9 protein-coding genes and 1 riboswitch are annotated in these 12,551 nt (G+C 64.4%); of the genes, 6 read left to right on the top strand and 3 right to left on the bottom strand.

The window, feature by feature from the left end:
• Nucleotides 1–232: 232 nt before the first annotated feature.
• Nucleotides 233–961: a helix-turn-helix domain-containing protein gene (locus tag F455_RS0102330; RefSeq protein WP_020684036.1), complete on the top strand. Its 729-nt coding sequence runs from the start codon at nucleotides 233–235 to the stop codon at nucleotides 959–961.
• Nucleotides 962–980: 19 nt separating this feature from the next.
• Here the strand turns inward: F455_RS0102330 and F455_RS0102325 are convergent, their stop codons facing one another.
• From F455_RS0102325 to F455_RS0102315, 3 genes are all read right to left on the bottom strand, one after another.
• Nucleotides 981–1,529 (bottom strand): DUF3016 domain-containing protein, encoded by a 549-nt coding sequence (locus F455_RS0102325; RefSeq protein WP_018971646.1) that lies wholly within the window; start codon nucleotides 1,527–1,529, stop codon nucleotides 981–983.
• A 179-nt stretch (nucleotides 1,530–1,708) separates the two neighbouring features.
• Complete coding sequence (locus F455_RS19470) at nucleotides 1,709–2,347, bottom strand: hypothetical protein (protein WP_157578386.1); 639 nt, start codon at nucleotides 2,345–2,347, stop codon at nucleotides 1,709–1,711.
• Nucleotides 2,348–2,364: 17 nt separating this feature from the next.
• Nucleotides 2,365–3,492 carry an InlB B-repeat-containing protein gene (locus F455_RS0102315; protein ID WP_157578385.1) on the bottom strand — a complete coding sequence of 376 codons (1,128 nt, stop codon included), beginning with the start codon at nucleotides 3,490–3,492 and terminating at the stop codon, nucleotides 2,365–2,367.
• A gap of 257 nt (nucleotides 3,493–3,749) precedes the next feature.
• Between F455_RS0102315 and F455_RS0102310 the strand changes: the two genes are divergently transcribed.
• From F455_RS0102310 to F455_RS0102285, 5 genes are all read left to right on the top strand, one after another.
• Entirely contained in the window at nucleotides 3,750–5,624 is a 1,875-nt protein-coding gene (locus tag F455_RS0102310; protein ID WP_169337277.1) for a winged helix-turn-helix domain-containing protein, read from the top strand.
• Nucleotides 5,625–5,810: 186 nt separating this feature from the next.
• Nucleotides 5,811–5,908: riboswitch (TPP riboswitch) on the top strand.
• 92 nt (nucleotides 5,909–6,000) lie between these two features.
• A complete protein-coding gene (thiC, locus tag F455_RS0102305) occupies nucleotides 6,001–7,899 on the top strand; it encodes a phosphomethylpyrimidine synthase ThiC (protein ID WP_018971642.1) in 1,899 nt (632 codons plus the stop codon).
• Nucleotides 7,896–9,722, top strand: a complete 1,827-nt coding sequence (locus F455_RS21740; protein ID WP_157578384.1) for a sulfotransferase — start codon at nucleotides 7,896–7,898, stop codon at nucleotides 9,720–9,722. Before thiC ends, F455_RS21740 begins: the two co-directional genes overlap by 4 nt.
• Before the next feature lie 98 nt (nucleotides 9,723–9,820).
• Nucleotides 9,821–10,834, top strand: coding sequence for a DUF2333 family protein (locus tag F455_RS0102290; RefSeq protein ID WP_018971640.1), 1,014 nt, complete (start codon nucleotides 9,821–9,823; stop codon nucleotides 10,832–10,834).
• A gap of 28 nt (nucleotides 10,835–10,862) precedes the next feature.
• Complete coding sequence (locus F455_RS0102285; protein ID WP_018971639.1) at nucleotides 10,863–12,524, top strand: ArnT family glycosyltransferase; 1,662 nt, start codon at nucleotides 10,863–10,865, stop codon at nucleotides 12,522–12,524.
• Nucleotides 12,525–12,551 lie beyond the last annotated feature (27 nt).

The raw sequence follows: 12,551 nt of genomic DNA, 5'->3' as shown, positions 1-12,551 counted from the left end.
TGGGGCGAGTATGATCCTGATTAGAGAATTGTCAACAATATTTTCTAATCAGGACAAATTATGATCCGGGCGTAGATTCGTCCTCAGTAAATCGCATGGCCAAGTGAGCGTCACGCCTGGATTTCCGGGGTATCGACCGAGAAATACTGCGTTCCGGAGGTTGACCCGCATCGGCGGGACGATATGCTTCCGGGGTGCGAATATCCGGTGAAATGTCCTGATTGGAAAATTTGTGAAAGAAAAGGAATCGATGGACGGGAAAGCGCGCCACCACACTCTCGGTGGCCTCCTGCGCGGGCTGCGCGCACGCCACGGCTGGACGCTGAAGGAGATGAGCGAACGCACGGAGATTCCCGTGTCGACGCTATCCAAAGTCGAGCACAACCGGCTGACGCTGACCTACGACAAGCTGCTGCAGCTGAGCCAGCGCCTCAATATCCGCATGTCGGAACTGTTCGCCGATCCGGCTGAAGCCGGCGAGACGGCGGTGACGGCGCGGCGCAGCGTCGGTCGCATGAGCGAGGCGGTGCGCGTCAACACGAAGAACTACGACTACTACTATCTGTGTCCGGAACTGCGCCGCAAGCGCATGGTGCCAGTGTTCACGCGCATCCGCGCGAAGAGCGTGGAGGAATTCGGCGAACTCGTGCGTCACTCCGGCGAGGAGTTCATCTACGTGCTCGAAGGGGCGGTGCAGGTGAATACGGAATTCTACGATCCGATCGTTCTGCACGAAGGCGAGTCGATCTACATCGACAGCAACATGGGGCACGCCTATGTGGCAGCCGAAGGTTGCGACGAGGCGCTGGTACTTGCGGTCTGCTCGAGCGCCGACGAAGGCCTGCTCGAATCGCTGTATTCACTGCATGGCGACAGCCAGGCAGTGCGGGTGCCGGCAACGGATAAAAGCGAACGCGCCGCGAAACCACCTGCAAAACGGTCTACTCGCGGCGCGCGTTGAGCTGGTTACGATCCGCAGCTCACGACTGCTTGCGCGTGAATTCCTTGTCGAGCCAGTCGTCGAGCATCTGCTTGTCGTAGCGCAGCGGATCGGTCGAGTTCACGACCGTCGTGCGCTGCAGGTAGGCCAGGTCGGAAAGCTTGCTCTCGCCCTCGCGGATCGTGGTGCCGTTCGCGTCGATTACTCGGTAGCGCAGCGTCGCGCGCGGCGGATAGATATCCTTCATGAAGCGGATATCCTGCGCATTCGGACCACGCCAAGGCTCGAAATCGCCGGCGAGCTTGATGTCCTCGAAGATCACTTCGAGCTTTTGCCCCGGCGGCAGGACGAGATCGGCGCGCTTGCGCAAGTACTCGGACAGCGTCTTCTGCCAATCCGCTGGCTTGAGCCAGCCGCGCCCGAAGGAGTTGTTCTTGACCTCGGTCAACTGGTCGTTAGGCGCCCAGCTGACCTGGACGCGTTCGGGCAACGCTTTCTTCGGTCCTGGTGCGGCGCAGGCGGCGAGCGCGAGGCAGGCCGCGGCGACCGCGATCAGCGGACGGAATGTCGAATGGCGATACGTCTTCATGGCAAACCTCGTCGGATGAACCAGGCCCAGATACTCTGCGGCCTGCGGGAACGATAGACAAGACGGGTAGGCGCCGGGTTTCGTCGCAGGGCGTGGGTGGTGGCGCGCAGTGGTTGCCGGGCATTCAGCCTCGGACTGCGCAGCGCTGCCGCCAGATCAATCGAAGTTTGCGCCGGACATCAACGCGGGAGTTCCGGCGCATGCGCGTAGAAGCGCACCTCGCGGTCGCGCCATGCGGACGGATGGCCGGCGAAACCCTGCACGAGCGTCGTGCTGCGATAGTTGCGGCCGCCGGCCTGGGTGATGTCCGGGCCTTCATGGGTGAGCGCGGCGGAGCTTTTCATCCCGGGACGGACGATCGCGATGTGGCCGGGCTTGTCGTCGCGACGGTTCTTGTAGGCGGCGACGACGAACAGGCCGCGATTGGCCTGCGCCTGCGCCTCGGCGGCATCACGCAACGGCCGCCAGCCGTGGCTCGCGCCTTCGCCCGCGAGCCAGTCGACCTGGGCGTTCGCGAGCAATATCTGTTTGTGCTCGGGTGGGCGCAGGATGTAGATGCCGAGCAGCTTCGCGGCCGCTGCGACAAAGACGCTGCAGTGTGTGTGCTTGCCGATGCCTGACTCGGGCTTGCCGTCCGGCTCGCCCGACTCCCAATGCACATGCACGCCCGCGGGCCAGTGGTGCTCGACATCGAGCGCGTCGATGCTAACGAAATTCTGACGGGCCTGCGGCGCAATGCCGTCGGCGTACACCTGCGGCGAGCTCGCGACCAGTAGCGAGAACGCCAAGCACAGCACGGCCCGTTTCATCGTCTTCATCGCGGAGAGATGCAGGATCAGCGTGCGCGCCGTCCGTGCCGGACAACGGCGGCGCACATGCCGGACAGCAGCAAGATGAGTCCCCATTGCCCGAGCGTCGGTGCCGATGCTGTGGGGGCGGGTGCGGAGGCGACGCTGAAGGCCGCACTCACCGTGCAGTTGGCGGTAATCGCATTGGTGGTGTAGGCATTGCCACTCAGCGTGCCGCCGCAGGTGCCCCCGACGCTGGCGACCTGATAGCCCGGATTGGGCGTGAGGGTGAATATCGTCGTCGCGCCCGAGTTGACCGCCAGCGGTGTGTTCGGCGAAATCGTGCCGCCCGGGCCAGCGTTGGGTGTGACCGTGTACGTCGTTGGAGGCGCAACGCTGAACGTCGCGATCACCGTGCAGTTCGCAGTAACCGCTTGGGTGGTGTAGGTATTGCCGCTCAGCGCGCCACCGCAAGTGCCGCTGACGCTGGCGAGCTGGTAACCCGAAACTGGCGTCATGGTGAACGTGGCTGTAGCGCCCGAATTGACAGTTTGCGGCGTGCTCGGCGAAATCGTGCCACCTGTGCCGGCGCTTGGGGTGACGACATAGGTCGTCGGCGCGGTGCCGCCCGTGCTGAAACTGCCCGCAAGCGCCGCGGCGGTGGCGACCGTATCGCCACCGGTGTAGATCAGGGAATTGCAGAAGGTCTTGCCGGTCGAAGTATCCGTTGCCGGCGCCGAGCAAGACGAGTCGTATTGGACGGTGACGTTGCGGTAGCCGTTGGCGGCCATGCTGATAAAAGCCGCATACGCCGGCTGCCCTGCCGTAACCGGCGAGGTAGTAACGTTGAGCGTGAAACCGGTGATGGTGCCGCTGGCGTCAGTGCTGACCGAGAAGAGAGTCGGTATCGAATTTGCCGGCGTATGGGTGGTCACACCGTCGTTGACGCTCCAGGTCTGCAGGGATCCGATGGCGTCCGACTGAGTCGACTGATTCGCCGGCAGCGCGCCGACTGTGAACGATCCGATCGTCTGCATCGCGGTCGTATAAGGATTGGATCCCACCGTGATCTGGCCGGAACTGTAATTCGCCGAGGTGAACGTGTACGCCGCCGCCCATGTGCTTGGCGCGAAGAACATGCCCCATGCCGCCCATATCGCCAAAAACTTCCGCATTTCCGGTCTCCGCTGGATGAAAGTCGTTTCCCGCTCGAGCGACGCCGCTGCGGATACTTCGCATGCGCGTTGTCCGCGGTCGGGTGGTACCGACCATGCACTCTGCGATAGTGCATGCAGAAAAGTCCTTGCCGGCGTATCCTTTTTTTGTCGTTTTTAATTCGCGACGTGCTATCCCCTAGGTTCACAACCCGACAGACGGTCGCTTCGTGGTCGCAGACAAGGCTCCTCCCTCTCGCTGCGCCTTCGGACCGTTCGTGTTCGACGTTGCCGAACGTCGCCTGCATCGCGACGGAGAAGAAATCGACCTGCCGCCGAAAGCGTTCGATACCCTGGCCTTGCTCGTCGCGCGCGCCGGGCAGCTCGTCGGCAAGGATCAATTCGTCGCGGCGCTGTGGCCGCATACCGTCGTCTCCGATGCGAGCCTGAGCAAGATCATCTGGCAGGTGCGCCGCGCGCTAGACGATGATGGCGAGCGCTACATCCAGACCGTGCCCAAGCAAGGTTACCGTTTCGTTGCGGCCGTCGAATCGCCTCACGTTGCAGTCGACACGGCGCCCGCAGAGGTACAGGCGTCGCCGATTACGGCTGCGCCGGCACAGGCGCAGCCGGGATCGTCGCGCTGGCGTATCCCGTTCGCCCTTGTCGCAATCGTGATGCTCGGGCTTTTGTCTGCGTATGTCGCGTGGCCGCAGCGCAAGATCGCAGTGTCGGCGAGCGCAAACGCCGGGACGACCGGTGTCGCCGACGGCGGACTGGTCGTGATGCCGTTCCGCCTCGACGCCGACGCGACCGGGGATCGCGCCTTTGCCGACGGTCTTGCGGATGATCTGATCGCCACCCTCGCGCGCCTCGATGGCTTGCGCGTGATTGCACGAAGTTCGGCCGGCCGCACAAGCGCGGGCGACGAAGATCTGAGCCGGCTCGCGCAGCAGCTCGGCGTTCGCTATGCGCTGGTCGGCGCATTGCGCCGCGACGGCGAGGCCTTGCATGCGCAACTGCGTCTGACCGAGATTGCTTCGGGCGAGGTGTTGTGGAGCCGCAATTTCGATCGCGCAGGGACGGACGTGTTCGCATTGCGTCGAGAGATTGTCGAAGCGGTGTCGCAGGCGCTGGCGCTGACCTTGTCGCCCTCCCTGCAGGCGGAACTGCGGCGCAGCGAAGATCCGGTGCTGTACCGGCGCTACCTCGAGGCGCGTCATTGGCTGCGCTTTGACGTCGTCGACTGGCATCGCGCCGTGGCGGATTTCCGCGTGCTGGTCGCCGACGCGCCCGGCTACGCGCGCGCGCATGCGGGGCTCGCGATGGCACTGACCCAGCCGTCCTATATCGACGCTGAGAGTGCGCGCACGATGCGCATTGCCGCGCTGGCCGAAGCGCAGACCGCGCTCAAGCTCGATGCAAATCTCGCCGAGCCTTATACGGTGATTGCCGACGACAAATGCCGCAACGCCGAATGGGAGCCGTGCATCGCGCTGACGCAGCACGCGATCGAGCTTGCGCCCGCGGATACGACGCTGCGCCTTTGGCACGCGCGCCGGCTCACCACGCTGGGCTATCTCACGCGTGCGCTCGACGAAGTGCGTACCGCGTACCGTTTCGATCCGCTCTCGATCGAAGTCAACTTCATGCTCGGCCATGCGCTCGACACGTTAGGTCGGCACGAGGAGGCGACGACCTACTTCGCCGCGGTGCCGTTCAAGCGCCAGGCGGGCATCTGGTTCAACGCCGTCTGGCGCGGCGATGTCGCCGCTGCACGCGCGGCCACGCCCGAGGATGCGCGCTGGCAGGCGTCATACACCGCTGTACTCGATGCCCTGCAGGATGCGACCAAATGGTCGGCCGCGCGCGCGGCGATCGCGCGTTCGGAAACGGACGGTCAGCATGCCAACTGGACACGCGTGCTTGATCCCGAACCTGACATCGCAGGCGACATCGCCATGCTCGAAGCGATCTGGCGGCATGGCCAGTCGAGCATGAGTTCGATGCTATGGAACGAGGAACTCGCCAGCCACCGGCGCGACGCAGCCTTCGCCGACTATGTCGCGCGCAATCGCTTCGTCGACTACTGGCGCGTGCACGGCTGGCCGGATCGTTGCCGCGCGGAGGAAGCCGCGGTGCACTGCGATTGAGCAGCTGCTTTCAAATCTAACTGCGCTCGGCATTTTGGCCACGTGCGGTGCTCGGAATCCTCACGTACTCGACTGTACACGCCGGTTCCAGCGCTCCGCGCGCGGCCAAACTGCCTTCGCTCGCTACGATTTGAGAACAGCTTCTGCGCGATCGCTCGCATTGCGGCGTTGCACGTGTTTCAATTGCATACGAAGCAGGGGTGCCCGTGCAGATCGCGGGCTGAGAGAAACCCTTGGTACCTGATCCGGGTTGTGCCGGCGTAGGGAGCTTGGAGTGAGTGTTGCGGATGCAGCGCAGGCAACGACGCGCATGCGCCGCGTGAATTCTTCACGAAAAGCCCGGCGCCGCCTCCCTTTTTGTTGAGGAGTTGAAACCATGAACGCACTCGCCGCCGATCTCGTCCGTGACGCGACCGCGCTGTCGGAAACTGTCACGCGCCCGATTCCGGGTTCGCGCAAGATTCACGCGCAGGGTTCGCGTGCCGATCTGAAGGTGCCGATGCGCGAGGTCCAGTTGTCCGATACGCCGCTCGTGTTCGGCGCGGAGAAGAATGCGCCGCTCGCGGTGTACGACACTTCGGGGCCGTACACCGATCCGGGCGTGCGCATTGATCTCGTCGCCGGCCTCGCGCCGCTGCGTGCGAACTGGATTGCCGAACGCGGCGACGTGGAAACGTTGAGGGGCCTGTCGAGCGAATTCGGGCGCCGGCGCGCGGCCGATCCGAAGCTCGCCGGCGTGCGCTTTCCGCACACGCGCGCGCCGCTGCGCGCGAAGGCTGGCGCGAACGTGTCGCAGATGCACTATGCGCGCCGCGGCATCGTCACGCCGGAGATGGAATACATCGCGATCCGCGAGAACCAGAAACTTGAAACGCTGCGCGACGCGGAGCTGTCGAGTCAGCATCCGGGGCAATCCTTCGGCGCGGCGATTCCGCGAATCATCACTCCCGAATTCGTACGCAGCGAGGTCGCACGCGGCCGCGCGATCATCCCGAACAACATCAACCATCCCGAAAGCGAGCCGATGATCATCGGCCGCAACTTCCTGACCAAGATCAACGCGAACATCGGCAACTCGGCGGTGACGAGTTCGATCGCAGAAGAAGTCGAGAAGATGGTCTGGGCGATCCGCTGGGGCGGCGATACGGTGATGGATCTGTCGACCGGCAAGCACATCCACGAAACACGCGAGTGGATCATCCGCAACTCGCCGGTGCCGATCGGCACGGTGCCGATCTACCAGGCGCTGGAAAAAGTCGACGGCAAGGCCGAGGAACTGACCTGGGAGATCTTCCGCGACACGTTGATCGAACAGGCCGAGCAGGGCGTCGACTACTTCACCATCCACGCGGGCGTGCGCTTGCCGTTCATTCCGCTGACGGCGAAGCGCGTCACCGGCATCGTCAGCCGCGGCGGTTCGATCATGGCGAAGTGGTGCCTTGCGCATCACAAGGAGTCGTTCCTCTATGAGCACTTCGAAGACATCTGCGAGATCATGAAAGCGTATGACGTCGCTTTCTCGCTCGGCGACGGTCTGCGCCCCGGCTCGATCGCGGACGCGAACGACGCGGCGCAGTTCGCCGAACTCGACACGCTCGGCGAACTCACGCAGATCGCGTGGAGGCACGATGTGCAGACGATGATCGAAGGCCCCGGCCACGTGCCGATGCACTTGATCAAGGAGAACATGGAACGTCAGCTCGAGAAGTGCCACGAGGCGCCGTTCTACACGCTCGGCCCGCTGACCACCGATATCGCGCCGGGCTACGACCACATCACGAGCGCGATCGGCGCTGCGATGATCGGCTGGTACGGCACGGCAATGCTCTGCTACGTCACGCCGAAAGAACATCTCGGCCTGCCGAACAAGCAGGACGTGCGTGACGGCATCGTCACCTACAAGATCGCCGCACACGCCGCCGACCTCGCCAAGGGTCACCCGGGCGCGCAGGTACGCGACAACGCGCTGTCGAAGGCGCGCTTCGAATTCCGCTGGCAAGACCAGTTCAACCTCGGTCTCGATCCGGAGAAGGCACAGGAATTCCACGACGAGACGTTGCCTAAAGAGGCCGCCAAGCACGCGCATTTCTGCTCGATGTGCGGCCCGCATTTCTGCTCGATGAAGATCACCCAGGACGTGCGCGACTACGCCAAAGACCATGGCGTCGCCAACGAAGCCGACGCGTTGGCCAAAGGCATGGAAGAGAAGGCGCGCGAGTTTCGCGAGAAGGGTGGCGAGGTGTATCTGCAGGCCGGTGGCGAGCAAGCACCGTGAGATTGCAGTTCCCCTTCATCCAGTTGCCGCTGCGTTTCGACGCCGCGGCGCTCGCTGCCGAAGTCGCGGCGATCGAGGAAGCCGAGTGGCGTCCGCATCCGCAGGGTTTCCCGGGCAACTCGGCGCTGCCGCTGGTCGCGGTCGGCGGCGATGCGGACAACGACGGTTTGGTCGGACCGATGCGGCCGACGCCGTTGCTTGCGCGCCTGCCGTACCTGCAGCAGGTGCTCAACTCGCTCGGCGTCGTGCTCGGACGCACGCGCCTGATGCGCCTGTCCGGGCAGGCCGAAGTCACCGCGCATATCGACCAGGCCTACTACTGGGCCGAGCGCATGCGCGTGCACGTGCCGATCGTGACCCAGCCCGGTGTGCGCTTTCATTGCGGCGATGCCGAGATCAACATGGCCGCGGGCGAGTGCTGGATCTTCGACACCTGGCGCCTGCATCGCGTGCTCAACCAGGGCGATGAGGTGCGCATCCATCTCGTCGCCGATACGGTCGGCGGCGATCGGTTCTGGGAGCACATGCAGCGTTCACGTCCGCACCATGCGAATACGGCGGGCTGGCAGGCGGAACTCGTCGCACCGCAGACACAGGCTTCGCGCGATCTGCAGTTCGAATCGGTGAATTCGCCGGCGGTGATGTCACCGTGGGAGCTGCATTCGCACCTGTCATTCCTGTTCGGGCAACTGCGCCCGCAGCAGCCGGCGATTCCCGAGGCACAGCAGGCGGCGATGCATTTCATGCGCCGCTGGCAGGCGCTGTGGTCGCGCCACGGCGACGCGCCGGCAGGCCGCGCCGAGTTCCGCCGCGTGCTCGACGAGTTCGTCGAGCGCATGCGCCAGCTGCGCGGTCAGTTGTTCCTGACCAACGATCTCGATTTCCACAAGGTGCTGATGGTCATGGTGGTCGGCTCGGCGCTGATCGACGACGCTACACCCGTCATCTTCGGCGAGCCACGCGATGCTCCGCGCATCGCCAAATCGGCACGCGACGCGGAGTTCGACCGACCGGTGTTCGTTGTCTCGCCACCGCGCTCGGGCTCGACCTTCCTGTTCGAAACGCTGACACGCGCCAAGGACGTCTACACGATCGGGGATGAGAGCCATGGCCTGATCGAAGGCATCGGCGTGCTGCATCCGCGCGCGCGCGGCTTCGCTTCGAATCGTCTCGATGTCGACGCCGCGGGCAGCGACGTGGTCAAGGAGCTGCGCGCACGCTTTCGCGCCTCGCTGCGCGACCGCGACGGCGCACCGCCGGCGCAATGGCCGCTGCGCCTGCTCGAGAAGACGCCGAAGAATTCGCTGCGCATTCCGTTCCTCGCCAAGGTTTTCCCCGAGGCGCAATTCATCTATCTGCATCGCGACGTACGCCAGGTGCTCGCGAGCATGATCGAGGCGTGGAACTCGGGGCGCTTCCGCACTTATCCGAACCTGCCCGACTGGAATGGCCTGCCATGGTCGCTCGTGCTGACGCCGGGCTGGCGCGAACTCAATGGCAAGCCGCTGCACGAGGTCGTCGCCGCGCAATGGCAGGCGGTGACGCAGGCCTTGCTCGACGACCTCGCCGCGTTCCCGGGCGAACGCGTACATGTGGCGCGCTACGATGCGCTGACCGCCGATCCCGCAGCGGAGATCGCGCGCCTGTACACTGCCGTCGACTTCGCCTGGGACCGTCCGCTCGACGCCGAGTTGCCGCTGTCGCGCTACACGGTATCGAAGCCCGATCCGGAGAAATGGCGCAAGCACGAGGCGGCGATCGAAGCGGTGCTGCCGGGGCTGCGCGAGACGATCGTGCGCAGCGACGCGTTCGCCGCGCGCTGAACGGCCGCCTCCCGGTTGCGCCGGCAAGCATGCAAGCGCCGCATGCTTTGCGGCACAATGCAGACCCGTACGACGCTGCAAGCAGTAAGGAGGCTCCCATGAACGCGATCCCGACTCCGCGCGCCGGCGGACGGCGCTACTGGCTGCGTGGCATCACCGTCATCGTCACGCTGTACGTGCTCATCGTGCTCGCGCTGATGTGGTGGTGGAGTTACGAGCCCGCGCAGTTCGACGTGGTCAAGTTCGCGCAGGAGCGCTCTGCGCAACACAACCAGCCCGTCGTCGTCGGCAGCGTCGTCACCGCAACCCTGATCGGCAGTGCCGAAACGCTGCTCGACAAGCGCGGCGGCTACCTCTCCAACGACAAGTTTCCGCCCGGCGTGCTGATGGACAACGTGCCGAACTGGGAATTTGGCGTGCTCACCGCCACCCGCGACCTCGCCCGCGAGATGCGCAACAAGTTCGCGCGCTCGCAATCGCAGTCGGAGGAGGACGGCGACCTCAAGGAAGCCGATCCGCTGTTCTCCTCGCCGAACGATCGCTGGTTGTTGCCAAGCTCGGAGAGCCAGTACCGCAAGGCGATCGGCCATGTCGAGAATTATTTCGTGAAGCTCGGCAAGAACGACGCGAACGGTGCGCAGTTCTACGCACGCGCCGACAGCCTCGCCGATTATCTCGATCTCGTTTCCACGCGCCTCGGCTCACTGTCGCAGCGCCTGTCGGCCAGCGTCGGCCAGCTGCAGTTGCAGGGCGAGACGCCGGCCGGCACCGCGTTGATGCAGAACGCGCAGGGCCAGCAGGTAGTGAAGACGCCGTGGAACAAGATCGACGACATCTTCTACGAGTCGCGCGGCTACACCTGGGCATTGCTCGAACAGCTCAAGGCGATCGAGGCCGATTTCGGTCCAACGCTGGAGCGCAAGGGCGCGATGGTGAGTCTCAAGCAGGTGATCCGCGAACTGGAAGAATCGCAGAAGCCGGTGTGGAGCCCGCTGATCCTCAACGGCAGCCCGTTCGGTTTCTTCGCCAATCATTCGCTGGTGATGGCCAACTACGTGTCGCGCGCGAACGCGGCGATCATCGATCTGAAGAATCTGTTGAACAGGGGCTGATGGCAGGCCGCCATCCGATTTCGCGTCCATGAAGAAGATTTTTGCCGACTGGCGGACTTACTGGTTCCTGATCCTGCTGCCGGCCGCGCTGTTCCTGCCGGCGACGCCGATCGACGAGACGCGCTATCTGTCGGTGGCTTGGGAATTGCGCAATTCGCCGGGATGGTTGTTGCTGCATCTCAATGGCGAGCTGTATTCGCACAAAGGGCCGCTGTTGTTCTGGTTGATCAACGTTGCGTGGACTGTGGCCGGCTTGAACGTGTGGATCGTGCGCCTCGGTATGCTCGTCGTCTCGCTGGTGGCGCTGCTGCTGTTCGAGCGCCTCGTGCGTCGCCTCGATCCGATCGATGCCGCGGCGAACGACGGCACGGCCATTCGTGCCGCGCAGATTTTCGCGAGCATGGTGTTCTTCGCGGTGTTCGCCAGCGCGATCATGTTCGATGTCGTGCTGGCCGCGTGCGTGCTGCTCGCCCTACACGGCATCATTGATTTCGACGAGCGGCGTTGGTACCGCGGCATCGCGATCTTCGCGGCGGGTCTGAGCCTGGGCCTGCTCAACAAGGGGCCGGTGATGCTGCTAGACGCCGGCCTCGTCGGCCTGCTCGGGCCATGGTGGAGCACGACCGCGCGGCAAGCGCCGCTGCGCTGGTACGCGGCGGTGTTGGCCGGTGTCGTGGCCAGCGTCGTAGTCGGGCTTGTCTACATGGTCTCGGCTGGCGGCTGGAGCTATGTCAACGACGTGGTGTTCCATCAAACCGCCGAGCGCATGACGCAGAGCTTCGCCCATGCGCGGCCTGTCTGGTGGTACTTCATGGTGCTCCCGTTCATGATCCTGCCCTGGAGCTTGAGTCTGCGCGCGCCGTGGCGTGCTTGGCGCGACAATCTAGCCAGCAGCAAGGCTGCGCGTTTCGCCGTGGCCTGGTTTCTGCCGGCGTTCGTGTTGTTCTGTTTCGCCAGCGGCAAGCAGCCGCACTATCTCGTGCCGCTGCTGCCGGGACTCGCTCTATATTTCTCGCTCGTCATGGGCGACGGCGCGGCGCGAGTGCGTGGGCGTGCATTCGGCGTTCTGCTTCTGCTAGTCGGCATTGTTCTGTTCGCGGCGCCTTGGCTCGTGCAGCACGCGATGAGTGTGCCAGGCCTCGAAGGCCTCGTGCGTAGCGGCAGCTTCTCGGTGACCGAACAGGCGGTGTTCGGCGGCATCTGGCCGTTGTGGGGTGCGCTGATTGCCGCGCTCGGCGTGCTTTTGCTCGTGCATCCGCGCGCGCGGGCTCAACTGCAAACCGTTGCCTTTTGCGGTGTCGCCGCGGCGACGCTTGGCGTGCTCACGATCGCCCAGGCGGTCGGGCCGACGCTCGACGTCAGCGCAACGGCCAACCGCATCCACGCCGCACAGGAAGCCGGCAAGCCGGTCGTCCATCTCGGCTGGCATCACGGCCTGTTCGAATTTCCGGGGCGGCTCACGCAGCCGTTCGAAGCGATCAACCTCGGCGAGCTGTATACATGGTGCGCCGCGCATCCCGATGGCGAGGTGATCACCTTCTACACCAAGTACGGCGTGCCGGTGAAACCGGAGCTCGAAGTGCCGTGGCGCACGGGGCGCATCCTGATCTGGCGCTCGTCGGACCTGTGCAACGGTCCGCACATCGCGCCGCAAGGAAAGGTAGAAGAGGAAAACAAGAGCGACGATTGAGCTCGTCGCCGCCGCGGTCGGGCGAGT

The organism is Rudaea cellulosilytica DSM 22992, from assembly GCF_000378125.1.
Taxonomy (GTDB): domain Bacteria; phylum Pseudomonadota; class Gammaproteobacteria; order Xanthomonadales; family Rhodanobacteraceae; genus Rudaea; species Rudaea cellulosilytica.
Note: the sequence above shows the minus strand (reverse complement) of the source record. Positions and strands in the feature narration are given on the sequence as shown.

Bases quoted from the DNA above. Each gene is read 5' to 3' on its own strand.
- F455_RS0102325 (WP_018971646.1), bottom strand. From the start codon at position 1,529: ATGAAGACGTATCGCCATTCGACATTCCGTCCGCTGATCGCGGTCGCC.
- F455_RS19470 (WP_157578386.1), bottom strand. From the start codon at position 2,347: ATGAAGACGATGAAACGGGCCGTGCTGTGCTTGGCGTTCTCGCTACTG.
- F455_RS0102315 (WP_157578385.1), bottom strand. From the start codon at position 3,492: ATGCGGAAGTTTTTGGCGATATGGGCGGCATGGGGCATGTTCTTCGCG.
- thiC (WP_018971642.1), top strand. From the start codon at position 6,001: ATGAACGCACTCGCCGCCGATCTCGTCCGTGACGCGACCGCGCTGTCG.
- F455_RS0102290 (WP_018971640.1), top strand. From the start codon at position 9,821: ATGAACGCGATCCCGACTCCGCGCGCCGGCGGACGGCGCTACTGGCTG.
- F455_RS0102285 (WP_018971639.1), top strand. From the start codon at position 10,863: ATGAAGAAGATTTTTGCCGACTGGCGGACTTACTGGTTCCTGATCCTG.